The following is a 15,692-nucleotide window of genomic DNA, read 5'->3' as shown; positions in this document are numbered from 1 at the left end:
GAGGACACCATGGCCGAACGGACCGCGGCTCCGGCCGTGTACCGCCGCACCGAGCCGCGTGCCGGTCGGGAGGACACGACGTCCACGTACGCCGTGCTCCTGACCCGGATCCGCACCGCCGGCCTGCTCGGCCGTCGCACGGGGTGGTACTGGGGCCTCATCGGCGTGCTCACCGCGCTGCTCGTGGTGACCGGTGGGGCGTTCGCCGTCCTCGGCGGTTCGTGGTGGCAGCTCGTCGTCGCCGGTGTCCTCGGCGTCCTGTTCACCCAGTTCGCGTTCCTGTCGCACGAGGCCGCACACCGCCAGGTCTTCGCCTCGCACCACTGGAACGACCGGGCTGCACGGTACGTCGGCACGTTCCTGACCGGGGTCAGCTACGCGTGGTGGATGAACAAGCACACGCGGCACCACGCCAACCCGAACACCGTCGGCAAGGACCCGGACATCTCCTTCGACGCGATCTCGTTCCGCCCGGAGGACGCCGCACGTCGCACCGGGTTCCTGCGCGCGCTCGTCCGGGTGCAGGGCTACGCGTTCTTCCCGATGCTGCTCGTCGAGGGCGTGAACCTGCACTGGCAGTCGATCCGCACCTACGCGGACCGCGGTGTCGTGAAGCACCGCTGGGCCGAGGGTTCGGTGTTCGTCGGTCGCTTCGTGCTGTACGTCGGCGCGGTGTTCTGGTTCCTGCCCGTCGGCATCGGGTTCGCGTTCCTCGGCGTGCAGCTCGCCGTCTTCGGGTTCTGCATGGGGATCGCGTTCGCGCCGAACCACAAGGGCATGCCGATCATCGAGCCCGGACAGCGCGTCGACTTCTTCTCCCGCCAGGTCCTCACCTCACGGGACATCAACGGCGCGCGCTGGGTCGAGTTCGCCATGGGCGGCCTGAACCACCAGGTCGAGCACCACCTGTTCCCGAGCATGGCCCGACCGAACCTCCGTGCCGCCCGCGTCGTGGTCCGCCAGTACTGCCTCGAGCAAGGGGTGCCCTACACCGAGACGAGCCTGGTGCGCTCCTACGCCATCGTCGTCCGCTCCCTCAACGAGGTCGGGCTGTCGGCAGCGGACCCGTTCGACTGCCCGGTGGCGCAGCGCTTCCGGTGACACGTGCGCACGACACTGCATGATGGTGTCGTGGACGACGACGGCGCACCGACGGCGGTGCTCGACGCGATCGTGCGCGAGCTCGGCGGCACACCGGACGCGGTCGAGGTCCTGCGCGGCGGCAACGTGAACCACACCTACCTGGTCCGACTGCCCTCGCGTGACGTCGTGGTCCGGATCCCGCGGGACCCCGTCGAGGCCGACGTCTTCCCCGTCGAGGCGTGGGCCACGGCCGCGGCGGCCCGCGCCGGCATCGCGGTCGCGCCGATCGTCCGGTCCGGACGCCGGGACGGCGTCCCGTTCTCGGTGTCGGCGTACGTCTCGCCCGATCCCCGGCCGGTCACGGACCCGTGGCGGTGGCTCGGGTCGACGGCACGCGCCGTCGGCACCGTGCCGCTCGAGGGAGCGCCCCCGTCCCTGTACTCGCGGTTCGGCGCCGACCTGACCGCCGCCTGGCGGGCGCACGTCGCGTACAACGTGGGGTCCCTCGCCGGGGACGACCCGCTCCTCCAGGCCGGTGCATACACGTCGGGGCCCGTCCTGCGGAGTGTCCTGGAACCGCTCGGCACCACGCCGTTCGGCCACGGTCTCGCGCACGGCGACCTCGCGCCGCGCAACCTGCTGTCCCGCGGGCCGCACCGCGCGCCCGTACTGCTCGACTGGGGGACGGCGGAGACCGGACCGACCCCGTGGACCGATGCGCGTCGGGTGTTCGTCTGGGCGACGCTCGACCACGAGGTCGAGCCGGCGGACCTCGACGCCTTCCTGGAGGGCGCCGGGATCGCCGCCGCGTCGGACCGTCGGGTGCTGCGCGCCGTGACGGCCCTGCACCTGCTCGACGTGACGCGCTGGGCGCTGGACCGACGGCCGGACCGGTACCCGTCGTCGGTCCAGCGGTGCCGTCGTGGGCTCGTGACGCTCGGGCTGTCCGACTGACCACGGTCGCGTCCGCCCCGCGGACGATCCCCGACCAGCACACGCACCCAGACGACGGCGACTACCGTCGGCGACAGGTGACCCAGGCCCCGGCCGCCGGAACGATCCCATCGTCCGCAACCGACCGGAAGCACAGATGCCGTCCACACCGATTCCCGTGCACGCCGACACCGAGCTGGTGCGGTGGGTCGTGGTCGACCCGTGGACGTGGGCGGCGCAGGTCGACGGCGAGACCATCGGCACCGTGCAGCTCGACGGCCGTTGGCTCGTCCGGCTCCGGCACGGCGACGTCTCCGGCTCGCACACCAGCCTCGAGAGCGCGAAGGCACAGCTCGAGGCCTGGGCCCGGTGGCAGGTGCGGTCGCCCTGGGGGCCGTGACGCGGTCGCCACCGTCGCGACCGTCGCGACCGTCCACCGGACGGGAGGCGCGGGACCGGCTGGACCCGCGCCTCCCGTCCGTCTCTGGCAGAGTGCAGGGGTGATCGACGCGAGCACCATCGGCTGGACGCTCGTCGGGGTGGTCGCGCTCGTCGCGCTGGCGACCGCGGTCCTGCTGGTGGCCCGGGCGCCGTCGCCGTGGGCGCCCGCCCTGGCGGTCCTCCGCGGCACGGCGCAGCTGGCGGCGATCAGCCTCGTCCTCAGCGGCGTCATCCGCGACCCGTGGTGGATCGCCGCCGCGCTCGTCGTGATGTTCGGCGTCGCCACGACGACCGCGGCCCGGCGTCTCGGCTCGCTGCGGTCGCGCCTGGCCCCGGTCGCGGCGGCGATGGGCGCCGGCATCGTCGGCGCGCTCGGCATCGTGTTCCTCACCGGCGCCGTCGAGTTCAGCCCGCGCTACGTGCTCGCGATCGGCGGCATCGTGATCGGCAACGCGATGACGAGCGCCACCCTGTCCGGACGCCGCTTCGTGGAACTCGTCGACGACCGGTGGGACGACGTCGAGGGCTGGCTCGCCCTCGGCGCCACGCCCCGACGGTCCACGACCGACCTGGTCCGACGTGCGATCCACGCCGCGATGGTGCCGAGCACCGACCAGACGCGCACCACCGGCCTCGTCACGCTGCCCGGGGCCTTCGTCGGCGCGATCTTCGGCGGGGTCTCACCGCTCGAGGCCGGACGGTTCCAGATCGTCGTGCTCGCCGCGATCATCGCCGCGGGAGCCGTCGTCGCGACGACGCTGACGCACCTGCTCGGGCCGGTGCGGACCCGGCCCGTGCCGGCAGCCTGAGGGCCGCCTAGGACTCCGACGGGGCCGCAGCGTCCTCCGCCAGGGCCTTCCGACGCTGCGCCACCTGCACCGCGATCGCCACCGGGACCGCGGCGAGGGCGACCGCTCGCACCCACGGCCGGTCGAACACGTGCCGCGTCGCGTGGTCGAGGGACACCGGGCCCGGGCCGCCCAGCGCGAACATCGCGGCGGAGAAGCCGAGGAACGCCGGGAACTCGAAGCCGCCGTCCGCGTTGAAGAACCCCTTGGGCGTGTGCACGCTCGACGCCACGCCCATCGTCGTCGCCGCTCCCGCACCGGCGATCGGCGTGGCGAGTCCGAGCGCGAGCGCCGCCCCGGAGCCCGCCTCGCCGAGGCCGGCGAGCACCGCGTTGCGACGGCCCGGTCGGAACCCCATGGCGTGCATCCCCTGCGCGGTGCCGTCGATGCCACCGCCCCCGAACGCGCCGAAGAGCTTCTGCGACCCGTGCGCGACGAGCACGCTCCCGAGTGCGATGCGGAGCAGGGTCTTCGCGGTGACCGAAACCGAGGTGTACGAGGGCATGCGTTCCTCCAGGACGTCCGAGCCGGCGCCGGTCCCGAGTGGACGGGCGTGCTGCGGGCGACGGTACGCCGCGGGAGGACAGGAGGCCCCGACATCGCGGACTCGCTGTCCGGACGCCCCGGCGAACGCGAAAACCCCCCGGTCTCCCGGGGGGGTTTCGTGTGGTGGGCGATACTGGGATCGAACCAGTGACCTCTTCCGTGTCAGGGAAGCGCGCTACCGCTGCGCCAATCGCCCAGAGGAGTGTGGAACTGGAGGTGGGGACGGGATTCGAACCCGCGTGGACGGCTTTGCAGGCCGCTGCCTAGCCTCTCGGCCACCCCACCATCGAGGTTCACGTCTCCGTGAGTACCCGAACGGTGGGATACCCTCTGGTGAGTCGTGGTGCTCCGGAGAGAACCACACTCGAGCGGATGACGAGATTCGAACTCGCGACCCTCACCTTGGCAAGGTGATGCGCTACCACTGCGCCACATCCGCATTTGTCCGACCCGCTGTCGCGGCGACGACGTAAACTCTATACGAACCCGGGTGCTTCCACCAAAATCCATCTCGTTCACCGGGCGTGTCCCCCGTGTTCATGCGGATCGGGGCGGATGGCGGGCCGATGAACAGCCCACGCCACACCCGGGAGACACACCGTGTTCGGCAGCGGCCCCGGCATCCGCTACTATCGACTGGCACGCACAGTGCAGGGGGCGATTGGCGCAGTTGGTAGCGCGCTTCGTTCACACCGAAGAGGTCATCAGTTCGAGTCTGGTATCGCCCACACCCTGCAAGAGCCCGGCGCAACAGCGTCGGGCTCTTCGCATCTGTTGCGACAGTCACCAGCACGACCGGACGAAGGGGCACATGACCGACGTCGACCTCGAGTTCGCGCGCGTCCGGGCGGTCCTCGACCGTCCGACCCTGCGGCTCATGTCCCGCCCGACCAGCGCCACCGTGCTCGCGGTCTTCCGCACGGTCTTCGACCGCGACGTGCAGTACGTGCCCGCGGACCGGATGCACCTGCAGGTCGAGGAGCACGTCGCGCGACTGCAGGCCACCGGCGCACGGGTGCCCGCGAGCGAACAGCCGGACGCCGACGAGCAGGACGCCCGACCGAACGGCCGCGCACTCTGCCGGGAATGGGTCGCCGCACAGTGGCTCGTCCGCTCGAACTCCCCCGACGGCGACGAGCAGTACTCCCTCACGAGCCACGCACTCGAGGCGCTCTCCCTCGTCGACGCGCTCTCCTCGGACCGTGCGCTGATCAGCGAGAGCCGCCTCGCGATGATCGTCGACGCCGTCCACCGGTGGGCCGCCCGGGCCGAGCCGGACCCCGACGTGCAGATCCGCCGCATCGACGCGCAGATCGCGCAGCTGCAGGCCGAGCGCGACCGGCTCGAACAGGGCGACGTGGACACCGTCGACGACGCCCGGATGCGCGACGGCTACACGAACATCTCGGACCTCATCCGGCAGCTCCCGAGCGACTTCAAGCGCGTCGAGGAGGCCGTGGCGACGATGCACCGGTCGATCGTCGAGGACTTCCGGCAGGAGGTCCGACCGATCGGCGAGATCCTCGACGACTACCTCGCCCGGACCGACAACCTCATGCAGGCCACGCCCGAGGGCCGTGCGTTCGAGGGAGCGTTCGAGCTGCTCCGCGACGACGCACTGCTCCTGCGGCTCCGCGACGACATCGCCACGATCCTCGCGCACCCGTTCGCCGACTCGCTCGGGTCGGGTGAGCGGCGCGCCTTCCGGAACACGGTGAGCATCCTCCGTCAGGGCATCGAGGACGTCCTCGCCCAGCGCCGGCAGCTCACGGCGACGCTCCGCGACCAGATCGTCGCGCACGACGTCGTCCGTGACCGAGAACTCGACGCGGTCCTCCGCTCGGTGAACCGCGGGCTGGCGGCCTGGATGGACCGCGGGTCCGCCCGGGACCGCCTCCCGCTCGGCCTGCTCCCCGCGGCCGCCGAGGTCGGCACGTTGCGCGAACGCTTCTACGACCCGGACGCCGAGTCCGTCCCGCCGCCCATCGAGGAGCCCGACGACGACGTCTTCGAGGACCTCGACGTCGAGATGCTCCGTCGCCACGGCGGACCGCTGCTCACCGAGCTCCGGGCCGCCCTCCGGTTCGCCGAGGCCGACTCGAGCGTGGACGCGTTCCACGGCCTGCCCGACGAGCAGCGCCGCCCGGTGGAGCTCTTCGGCCTGGCGCACCTGCTCACCGGGCACGACGACTTCGAGTCCGGCGCGCACGTCGCGGAGCACCGCACCGTGCGGCCGGACGGCAGCCCGGTCGCCTTCACCATGCCCACGGCGGCGCTCGACGACGAGCACCGCACCCCTGACACGACCAACGACGAGCACGCACAGGAGGCGCGGTGAGCGACACGACGCCGGCACCGGTCGACGAGACGGTCCCGTACGACGACCCCGCGATCGACCCGCAGGACGACGACCGCGACGACACGAGCTTCGCCCTCTTCGAGGGCGACGAGGGTCGCCTCGACGACCGGCAGCGCCGCGCACTCGTCGCGCTGCTCCGGAACCCGTACGTGAGCGCCCGCACCCACGCCGATGAGTGGCGTGCCGTGCTGGACGCCGAGCACCAGCTCCGGTCCCGTCTGAACGACGTCTTCCTCGAGCTGCACGTCGACCGCGACCGCGAGGTCGCCTGGAAGCGGCAGGCCCGCTCGGAGAGCCAGCGCCGCGGGTTCCCGACCCTGCTGCGCGACGTGCCGTACACGCGCGAGGAGACCATCGTCCTCGTCTACCTGCGGATGCGCCTCCGGGCGGACACCCGACCAGGCCCGGACCAGGTCGTCGTGGACCGCGCCGAGATCCTCGGGCACGTGGCCGGCTTCCGACCGGCGACCGCGACCGACCGGACGCGCGACGAGGGCCGCGTCGCGAAGGCGATCGAGCGCCTGGTCACCGCGCGCATCCTCATCAAGACGACCGACCCGGACCGCTTCCGCGTGGCGAGCGTCGTCGAGGTGCTGCTCCCGCTCGAGCGCCTGCTCGAACTCGACGCCTGGTTGCGGACGACCACCGCGCAGACCGACCCGGCCACGCCGGGAGGCGAGCCGACCGACGGGGACGACCCGCGCCTCCAGGACGACCCCGACACCGACGACGAAGGCGAGACGGAAGCATGACGACCACCGCGACCGACTCCACCGGCATCCCGGCGCTCTTCGACACGGTGGCGCAGTGGCGCGCCGAGTCGATGCAGGTCGTGAACTGGGGCGGCTTCCACGGCCACCGCCAGGTGGAGCTGTCCGGCACCGCCACCCTCATCTCGGGCGCGTCCGGCACCGGCAAGTCCACCCTGATGGACGCCTACCTCGCCGTGGTGATGCCGTCCGACGTGCCGTTCAACGGCGCATCGAACGACGCGACCACGGGGCGAGCGCGGAGCGCCGACCAGCGCAACCTGCTGACGTACCTGCGCGGCAAGGTCGACACCCGACGCGACCCCGAGTCCGGGAGCCTGCGCGACGTCAACCTGCGCGGCGACGACCAGACCACCTGGGGTGCCGTCGCGGTGACGTTCCGGAACGACGACGAGCGCCGGTTCACCGTGCTCCGGGCGTACATCGTGCCGAAGCGGGCACGCGGCGTCGGCGACATCCAGATGACGATGGCGACCGTCGACGACACGTTCGACCTGCGCCGGCTCGAGGAGTTCGTGCCGACGCGCTTCCACCACCTGGAGCTGACCGGCCGCGTCCCCGGACTCGTGATCCGCGACACCTACCAGGAGCTCGCCTACACGCTGCAGACGCGGCTGGGGATCGGCGACTCCGGCGGCGGGAACCGGGCGATGCGCCTGCTCGCCCGCATCCAGGCCGGCCAGCACCTGCCGACCGTCGACGCGCTGTACAAGTCGCTCGTGCTCGAGACCCCGGGCACGTACGAGGCCGCCGACCGCGCGCTCGCGCACTTCTCCGCCCTCGACGAGGCGTACGAGGCGATGGACACCGAGGAGCGCAAGGTCTGCATCCTCTCCCCCATCACCGAGCTGCACGACGAGATCTCCCGGGCCTCCGCCGCCGCGGCCGCGCTCGACGGCATCGCCACGGGTGCCGAGGTGTCCCCGTTCGCGCACTGGACCGCCTCCCGCAAGCGCGAGCTCCTCGACGCCGAGGTCGACCGCAACGGGCGCGAGCGCACCGCCGCACGAGCGGAGGTCGCCGCGGCCGAGGCCCGGCACGCCGCCGTCGAGGTCGAGCTGCGCGACGCCGAGGCGCGGCTCCGCGACCAGGGCGGCAACGCGCTGGCGCAGCTCGAGGACCGCATCGAGCGACGCACCCGGGAACGCGACGCCGTGCAGCGCACCCGCGCCACCTTCGACGAGCGCACCGCCGTCCTCGGGGCGACCGTGACGTCGGAGCAGTCGTTCGCCGACGTCCAGCGCGCCGCACACGAGTTCCTCGGCACCTACGCGACGTCGCGTTCCGACCTGGACGACCGACGGGACGCCCTGACGCGCGAGGAGTACCCGCTCCTCGACCGTGAGCGGTCCCTCCGGCAGGAGCGGCAGTCCCTCGAGCACCGCCAGGGCGCCATGCCGCTGCCGATGCACGAGGCACGGCTCGCGATGGCCCGCGCCGCCGGGATCGACCCCGACTCGCTCCCGTTCGTCGCGGAACTCCTCGACGTCCTGCCCGGCGAGGAGCGGTGGCGGACCGCGATCGAGTCCGTCCTGGCGCCCGTCGCCCGCACGCTGCTGGTCGACCAGGACCGGCTGTCCTCGTTCAGTGCGGCGATCGACGCCCTCCGTCTGCCCGTCCGGATCCAGTTCGAGGGCGTGCCGACCGGGCCGCACCTGGACCTCGAGGGCGACCCGGCGATGGTCTCCGGCAAGCTCGTGATCAAGTCGTCCCCGTTCAGCACCTGGGTGCGGGAGCGCATCGAGTCCGACCGCACCGACGCCCGCTGCGTCGAGTCGGCGGCCGAGCTCGACGGCGGTGGTCGACGGGTCACCGAGTCCGGCCAGCTCCGGGACGGACGCCGCGGGGCACACGGGGACCGCCGGCAGTCGAACGTCATCGGGTTCACGAACGAGGCCCGTGTCGCCGCCGTCGAGGAGGAACTCGCCGCGATCGCGCGGGACCTCACGACGCTCGAGGCCCGGCGCACCGACGTCGCTCAGGACATCGCGGCGCTCGACACGCTGCGTGCCGCACACCAGCACGCCGTCGACGTCACGTGGGACGCCCTCGACGTCCGGGGGGTCGAGGCCTCGCTCGCCCGCCTCGACGAGGAACGCCAGGCGCTGCTCGCCGCCGACGACGGACTCCGCACCCTGCGCGCGTCGGTCGCGCGGCTCCGGAAGGGGCTCGACGAGGCGTCCGACCGCCGGAGCGCCGCCCGACTGTCGGTCACCCGCCTCGACGAGCGCCACGCCGTGCTCGTCGACGGGCAGGACGCCGCCGCCGAGATCCTGGCACGCTTCGAGTCCGTGCCGGACAGCGTGCCGGACGACGCCCAGGAGCGCCTGCTCGCGGAGACCTTCGAGGAGGTCGGTGCCCCGGACGGCGTCGACGGCTTCGACGACGCGACCCGACGGTTGCGCCGCCGCCTCGACGAGCGGCTCACGCAGGCGCTGGACGGCGCCGCATCGGCGTCGAACGCCCTCACCCTGACCTTCCAGCGGTACCAGGACGCCTGGCCGGACCCGAACCTCGGCACCGGCGTCGCCTCGTACCCGGACTACCACGCCATCCTCGACCAGATCGTCGCCACCGGCCTGCACGCGCGACGCACCGAGTGGCGCCGACGGCTGTCGCAGTGGAGCGGCGAGGACCTCGTGCCGCTCGCAGGCGCGTTCGACCGGGCCGTCGTCGAGATCGAGGAACGCCTCGAGCCGGTCAACGAGATCCTGCGCGAGTTGCCGTTCGGCGCGAACCGGGACCGCCTGAAGATCCAGATCCGCCGCGTCACGCGCGAGGAGGTCGTCTCGTTCCGGAAGGAGCTGCGCGCCCTGTCCGCCTCGGTCGACACCGAACTGACCGACGACGTGCTCGAGACCCGGTTCCGCCGGCTGCGGCGCTTCATGGCCGTCATCCGCCCCGACCCCTCGGTCCCGCGCGGCGGCCGGACCAGCCAGCGCGACGCCGTGCTCGACGTCCGGCGACACATGGAGATCACGGCCGTGCGGTACGACACGTCCGGCGCGGACCTGGGTGTGTACTCGTCGCTCGGCGACAAGTCCGGCGGTGAGACCCAGGAGCTCGTGGCGTTCATCGTCGGTGCGGCGCTCCGCTACCAGCTCGGCGACGAGACCCGGCCCCGGCCCCGGTTCGCGCCGGTGTTCCTCGACGAGGCGTTCATCAAGGCGGACTCGGAGTTCGCCGGGCGTGCCGTGACGGCGTGGCTCCGGCTCGGGTTCCAGCTCGTGGTGAGTGCCCCGCTCGACAAGGTGACCGCGCTCGAGCCGTCGATGGAGCGGCTGCTGTCGATGCGGAAGCACCCGGACACCGGCCACTCGTCGATCACCGAGATCGCCCGCGTCGTGCCCGCCGGCGCGTAGGGCGCGGGCGCGGGCGCGTCCGGCCCGGCGGGCGGCATGTGTCCGGCGGGCGTCTGGTCTGCGGCGGCACCCGTCCGGCGGGCGGTTGGTCGCAGAACGTGTCGCCCCGGCGCGCACCCGACGGCACGTTCTGCGACCAACACGACCCGCGCACGGCACGTCCCGCGACCAACGGGCCGGACGGGAGGCACGGCACCCGACCGCCACGCGCCTCCCGTCCGGCCCGTCGCGCGTCTTGTCTGCGGTTGGTCGCAGAAGGTGTCGCCCCGGCGCGCACCCGACGGCACGTCGTGCGACCAACACGACCCGCGCACGGCACGTCCCGCGACCAACGGGCCGGACGGGAGGCACGGCACCCGACCGCCACGCGCCTCCCGTCCGGCCCGGCGGTCCCGTCCGGCGCGGCGGTCCTGCAGCCCGCGAGATCGCACTTCGGCGGGCGTCCCCGGGGCGGATCCCCGCGAACGTGCGATCTCGGCCCGACCGCGCGACCGCGCGACCGCGCGACCGCACCAGCCGGAGCGGGCGCGACAGGAGAAGTATCCGGCGGCGAGATCGCACTCCGGCGGGCGTCCCCGGGACGGATCTTCGCGAAACTGCGATCTCGGCGCGACCGCGCGTACGGTCCGCACCGCGAACGTGCGATCTCGGCGCGCTACGGTGGGCACGTGTTCGGACGCCGCCGCTCCCCCAGCCCCCACCCCGACGACCGCCCGGGCCTCGGGATCGGCGCCCTCGTGCAGGTCGTCGACGCCGACCGCGGCGAGCAGTGGGCCGGCGAACCGATCGGCGTCATCGTCGCTCCCGGCGGGAGTCAGCTCGGCGGGACGCAGCGCACGTGGACGGTCGCCTTCGACGAGCCCGTGTACACGGAGGACGGCCGCGGCCCGTTCGAGCGCGCGACCGTCCTGAGTCGTCAGCTGGTGCCGGTCGAACCGACGCCGGGGTCCGAGGGCTAGTACTCCTCGGAACCGCTCTTCATCATGGCGGCGACGGCCATGCAGCACCCCACGCCGCCGAGCACGCCGATGCCGATGATGACGCCTGCGATGAGTTCGAGCATTGGTGACTCCTTGGTTCCGGGGCCGGTGTGGCTGCGTCCAGGCTAGCGGATACCGCGCATGAGCTTGAGGATCGGCTTGGCGAGGACGAGCAGCACGACGCCGACCGCGACCGCGACGAGCCCGAGGACGGCGAAGTACGGCGCCTCGTTCGCGGGGTCGTAGTACTGCGACAGCACGCCCGTGACGGCGGTGCCGAGCGACACCGACAGGAAGAACAGGGCGACCATCTGCGTCTGGAACTTCGGCGGGGCGAGCTTCGTGGCGACCGACTGGCCGACGGGTGAGAGCAGGAGCTCGGCGATGGTGAAGACGAGCAGGATGCCGACGAGGGCGAGCAGCGGCGTGCCGTTCTGACCGGTGCCGACGAACGGCAGGAACAGCAGGAAGGCGACGCCCATGATCCCGGTGCCGAGGGCGAACTTCGTCGGGGTGGAGGGCTGCCGGTCGCCGAGCTTCGTCCAGATCGCCGCGAACACGCCGGACAGCACGATGATGAACACCGGGTTGATCGACTGGACCCACGAGACCGGCATCTCCCAGCCGAACAGGGACCGGTTCAGCCGCTCGTCGGAGTAGACGGTCACGACGGTGAACTGCTGCTGGTAGAGCGACCAGAAGACCGCGCTGCCGATGAACAGCGGGATGAAGGCGAGCACCCGGGAGCGCTCCTGGGCGGTGATGCCGCTCGTCAGGATGACCACGAAGTAGCCGATGGTGGCGAGCACGACGATCGCGACGACCACGGTCGGCAGGTTGCCGACGGTGAGGAGTCCGGTGAAGACGGCGACGACGATGGCCACGAGGGCGACGACGACCCCGACGCCGATGAGCGGCAGCCGGCGTCGGTCGACGGGGTTCGCGACGTGGCGCACCGACTCCGGCAGCTTCCGGCGACGGATCGCGTACTGCACGAGTCCGGCCGCCATGCCGACGGCGGCGAGGCCGAAGCCGTAGTGGAAGCCGAGGGAGCTCTGCAGCAGCCCCGTGAGCAGCGGGCCGAAGAAGGCGCCGAGGTTCACGCCGAGGTAGTACAGCGAGAACCCGGCGTCACGGCGCGGGTCGTCGCGGCTGTAGAGCCCGCCGACGATGGTCGTCGCGGTGGCCTTGAGCCCGCCGGAGCCCAGGGCGATGAGCACGAGTCCGACACCGACGCCGGTCACACCGGGGATGAGCGCGAGACCGATGTGGCCGAGCATCACGACGACGGCGCTGCCGAACAGCGTGCGGTCGGCACCGAGGAGCCGGTCGGCGATCCACGCGCCGATGATCGTGAAGAGGTACACGGCACCGCCGTAGGCACCCATGATGCCGCTGGCGATCCCCTTGTCGATCCCGAGGCCGCCCTGGGTGACCGTGTAGTACATGTAGATGAGGACGATGCCCTGCATCCCGTAGAACGAGAACCGCTCCCAGAGTTCGACCGCGAAGGGCGTGGACAGCTCGAACGGCTGGCCGAAGAATGTGCGCTTGCGTTCTGGCGCGGTGGTACCTGACATGCGCGACAGTCTGCCCCGCAGGATGGTGGCACGCACAATCGTCTAGCCCTGCTCATCTATTCGGTTGCGCCGGGTTTGGAGGGTTCCCACGACCGCGCCCGGCCCGGGCAGCCCACCCGTTGTGCCGCCCGGACGGCGTTCACGCGACTCGCGGGTCCGATCAATAGCGTGGTCTCTGCAACACCGGACAGAGCAGTTCAGGAGGGCTCCCGACCATGGTCGACACCGCACCCGTCCACAGCACCGACACCCCGAAGGCCGACGCCGCCGGCGACCCCGCCGCGGGCACCCCGACCGGCGGGACGGACACCGACGTCCGCATCGACGTGGACCTGCTCGGGCAGCACCTGCTCGGCCGCTGGGCCGACGACCGCCGCACCTCCCGCCGTCTGGCGCTCGACCCAGCGATGCACAAGATCGAGGGCATGCCCTACGCCGACGCCCGCGCCCGGACGCTCGACCAGCTCCGTGTCCTCGTCGACGCCGGGGCGATCCAGCGTCCCTACCCGGAGGAGTTCGGTGGGCAGAGCAACCACGGCGGCAACCTCGCGGCGTTCGAGGAGCTCACCACCGCCGACCCGTCGATGCAGATCAAGGCGGGTGTGCAGTGGGGCTTGTTCGGGTCCGCCGTCCACCACCTCGGCACCGAACGCAACCACCGCGAGTTCCTGCCCGGCATCGTCTCGTTCGAGGTCCCCGGCTGCTTCGCGATGACGGAGACCGGACACGGTTCGGACGTCCAGAGCATCGCCACCCGAGCCACGTACGACCCGGCGACGCAGGAGTTCGAGATCCACACGCCGTTCCGCGGGGCGTGGAAGGACTACATCGGCAATGCGGCCCTGCACGGCAAGGCAGCCGTCGTGTTCGCGAAGCTCGTGACACAGGGCGTCGACCACGGGGTGCACGCGTTCTACGTGCCGCTCCGCGACGCCGAGGGCGCCTTCCTGCCCGGTGTCGGCGGTGAGGACGACGGCTACAAGGGCGGCCTCAACGGCATCGACAACGGCCGCCTGCACTTCGACCACGTCCGGGTCCCCCGCACGAACCTGCTGAACCGGTACGGCGACGTCGCCGAGGACGGCACGTACTCGTCGCCGATCGCTTCACCCGGGCGACGGTTCTTCACGATGCTCGGCACCCTCGTGCAGGGCCGTGTCTCGCTCGACGGCGCCGCGGTGGTGGCGCAGAAGATCGGGTTGCAGATCGCACTGACCTACGCCGCACAGCGCCGGCAGTTCCCGACCGGGGACGGCACCGAGGGCGTGCTGCTCGACTACGGCCGGCACCAGCGGCGCCTCATCCCGCGCCTGGCCACCGTGTTCGCCCAGTCGTTCGCGCACGAGAAGCTCCTCCGCACGTTCGACGACGTGTTCAGCGGGCGCGAGGACACCCCGCAGCGCCGGGAGGACCTGGAGACCCAGGCGGCGGCCTTCAAGTCGATGTCGACGTGGTCCGCGCTCGACACGCTGCAGGAGTGCCGCGAGGCCTGCGGCGGTGCGGGCTTCCTCGCCGAGAACCGGCTCACCGGCCTCCGCGCCGACCTCGACGTCTACGTCACGTTCGAGGGCGACAACACCGTCCTGCTCCAGCTCGTCGGCAAGCGACTGCTCACCGACTTCCGCGCGCGGGCGCCGAAGGACCCGGCGTCGACGGCGAAGTTCGTCGCGGCCCAGGCGGCCACGAGGCTCGCCGACGCGACCGGTCTCCGGCGCATCGGCCAGACCGTCGCCGACCGCGGTTCCCTGGCGGCGTCCGTCACGGACCTGCAGGACGCCAGGACGCAGCGAGAGCTGCTGGCGGGCCGGGTGGACACCATGGTCACCGAGATCGGTCTGCGGCTCGCCTCGGCGGGCAAGGACCGCGCCCGCGGGGCCGTGCTGCTGAACCGGTCGCAGCACGAGCTCATCGAGGCCGCGAAGGCACACGCCGAGCTCATGCAGTGGGAGGCCTTCACCGAGGCGATCGACGAGGTCCCCGAGGGCGACACCCGACGCGTGCTGGTCTGGCTCCGCGACCTCTTCGCGCTCGGGCTCCTCGAGCAGCACCTGGACTGGTACCTCATGCACGGGCGCATCACGGCACAGCGTGCCCGGGCGGTGTCGGCGTACACCGACCGACTCGTCGCCCGCGTGCGGCCGGTCATCCCGCAGCTGCTCGACTCGTTCGGCTACGAGCCCGGCCACGTGCGCGCGCCGATCGCCCTCGGCGAGGAGCAGGCGCGCCAGGACGAGGCCCGTGAGTGGTTCGCGGCCGAGGCAGCGGCCGGACGACTGCCGGAGCAGGAGAAGAAGCCTCGCCCGTAGCGGCACCCCGGCCCCCGATACCTCGGTCGCGCTCCGGGCTCCCGCGGACCGCGCCCGAAGACCCGCGCCCGCAGATGAACACCGCGCCCCGCAACGACGGGGCGCGGTGTTCGATACGGGGCGCGATGCGATCGCGGACCCGCACGACCCACACGGCGCCGCACGACGACACGAGCAGCCGACGGCGGCAACGCGCACGACCGCGGCGGCGCGACCGACCGCGCGTCAGGCCTCGGGCGTGGACCCGCCGAGGTCTCCGAGCGCCCGGCGCAACCGTGCCTCGGCCGCCTCGTCAGCGGCGGTGGCCGACGCCGACTCGTTCGCCTCGGTGACCGCGCGCACGACCTCTTCGCGCTGGATCTTCACGCCGCGCGGGGCGTCGATCCCGATCCGGACGCCGTCCCCGCGGCTGTCGAGCACCGTGATGACGATGTCGTCACCGACGAGGATCCGCTCGCCGACCTTCCGCGTGAGTACCAGCACC

The 15,692-nt window shown here is 72.3% G+C and carries 12 protein-coding genes and 4 tRNA genes; 10 read left to right on the top strand and 6 right to left on the bottom strand.

Annotation, left to right across the window (positions count from 1 at the left end):
• The first annotated feature begins 9 nt into the window (after positions 1–9).
• From ACRQ4B_RS11110 to ACRQ4B_RS11095, 4 genes are all read left to right on the top strand, one after another.
• A complete protein-coding gene (locus ACRQ4B_RS11110; protein ID WP_439691504.1) occupies positions 10–1,101 on the top strand; it encodes a fatty acid desaturase family protein in 1,092 nt (363 codons plus the stop codon).
• 30 nt (positions 1,102–1,131) lie between these two features.
• Positions 1,132–2,037 (top strand): aminoglycoside phosphotransferase family protein, encoded by a 906-nt coding sequence (locus tag ACRQ4B_RS11105; protein ID WP_439691503.1) that lies wholly within the window; start codon positions 1,132–1,134, stop codon positions 2,035–2,037.
• Positions 2,038–2,194: 157 nt separating this feature from the next.
• Positions 2,195–2,416, top strand: a complete 222-nt coding sequence (locus tag ACRQ4B_RS11100) for a hypothetical protein (RefSeq protein WP_439691502.1) — start codon at positions 2,195–2,197, stop codon at positions 2,414–2,416.
• Positions 2,417–2,516: 100 nt separating this feature from the next.
• Entirely contained in the window at positions 2,517–3,266 is a 750-nt protein-coding gene (locus ACRQ4B_RS11095) for an ABC transporter permease (protein WP_439691501.1), read from the top strand.
• Between the two features lie 7 nt (positions 3,267–3,273).
• Here ACRQ4B_RS11095 and ACRQ4B_RS11090 read toward each other — a convergent pair whose 3' ends face one another.
• From ACRQ4B_RS11090 to ACRQ4B_RS11075, 4 genes are all read right to left on the bottom strand, one after another.
• Positions 3,274–3,810, bottom strand: a complete 537-nt coding sequence (locus ACRQ4B_RS11090; protein WP_439691500.1) for a DoxX family protein — start codon at positions 3,808–3,810, stop codon at positions 3,274–3,276.
• A gap of 162 nt (positions 3,811–3,972) precedes the next feature.
• Positions 3,973–4,047: transfer RNA gene (locus ACRQ4B_RS11085), tRNA-Val, on the bottom strand.
• A 15-nt stretch (positions 4,048–4,062) separates the two neighbouring features.
• Positions 4,063–4,136, bottom strand: a tRNA-Cys gene (locus tag ACRQ4B_RS11080).
• A gap of 82 nt (positions 4,137–4,218) precedes the next feature.
• Positions 4,219–4,290 (bottom strand) — tRNA-Gly (locus ACRQ4B_RS11075).
• A 216-nt stretch (positions 4,291–4,506) separates the two neighbouring features.
• Between ACRQ4B_RS11075 and ACRQ4B_RS11070 the strand changes: the two genes are divergently transcribed.
• The 5 genes from ACRQ4B_RS11070 to ACRQ4B_RS11050 all read left to right on the top strand — a co-directional run bounded on the left by ACRQ4B_RS11070 (position 4,507) and on the right by ACRQ4B_RS11050 (position 11,301).
• Positions 4,507–4,579 (top strand) — tRNA-Val (locus tag ACRQ4B_RS11070).
• An 83-nt stretch (positions 4,580–4,662) separates the two neighbouring features.
• Entirely contained in the window at positions 4,663–6,189 is a 1,527-nt protein-coding gene (locus tag ACRQ4B_RS11065; RefSeq protein ID WP_439691499.1) for a DUF3375 domain-containing protein, read from the top strand.
• Positions 6,186–6,962 (top strand): DUF4194 domain-containing protein, encoded by a 777-nt coding sequence (locus ACRQ4B_RS11060; protein ID WP_439691498.1) that lies wholly within the window; start codon positions 6,186–6,188, stop codon positions 6,960–6,962. The genes ACRQ4B_RS11065 and ACRQ4B_RS11060 overlap by 4 nt, the downstream gene beginning before the upstream one ends.
• Positions 6,959–10,342, top strand: a complete 3,384-nt coding sequence (locus tag ACRQ4B_RS11055) for an ATP-binding protein (protein ID WP_439691497.1) — start codon at positions 6,959–6,961, stop codon at positions 10,340–10,342. Before ACRQ4B_RS11060 ends, ACRQ4B_RS11055 begins: the two co-directional genes overlap by 4 nt.
• A gap of 668 nt (positions 10,343–11,010) precedes the next feature.
• A complete protein-coding gene (locus ACRQ4B_RS11050) occupies positions 11,011–11,301 on the top strand; it encodes a hypothetical protein (RefSeq protein ID WP_439691496.1) in 291 nt (96 codons plus the stop codon).
• Positions 11,302–11,447: 146 nt separating this feature from the next.
• Here ACRQ4B_RS11050 and ACRQ4B_RS11045 read toward each other — a convergent pair whose 3' ends face one another.
• Positions 11,448–12,902, bottom strand: coding sequence for a peptide MFS transporter (locus ACRQ4B_RS11045; RefSeq protein WP_439691495.1), 1,455 nt, complete (start codon positions 12,900–12,902; stop codon positions 11,448–11,450).
• A 215-nt stretch (positions 12,903–13,117) separates the two neighbouring features.
• On the opposite strand from ACRQ4B_RS11045, the gene ACRQ4B_RS11040 reads away from it, so the two are divergent.
• Positions 13,118–15,208, top strand: a complete 2,091-nt coding sequence (locus ACRQ4B_RS11040) for an acyl-CoA dehydrogenase family protein (RefSeq protein ID WP_439691494.1) — start codon at positions 13,118–13,120, stop codon at positions 15,206–15,208.
• A 225-nt stretch (positions 15,209–15,433) separates the two neighbouring features.
• Here ACRQ4B_RS11040 and csrA read toward each other — a convergent pair whose 3' ends face one another.
• Complete coding sequence (gene csrA, locus ACRQ4B_RS11035; RefSeq protein WP_439691493.1) at positions 15,434–15,691, bottom strand: carbon storage regulator CsrA; 258 nt, start codon at positions 15,689–15,691, stop codon at positions 15,434–15,436.
• Position 15,692 lies beyond the last annotated feature (1 nt).

Source organism: Curtobacterium sp. SP.BCo, from assembly GCF_051903265.1.
Taxonomy (GTDB): domain Bacteria; phylum Actinomycetota; class Actinomycetes; order Actinomycetales; family Microbacteriaceae; genus Curtobacterium.
This window is presented reverse-complemented; position numbering and strand designations above follow the sequence as displayed.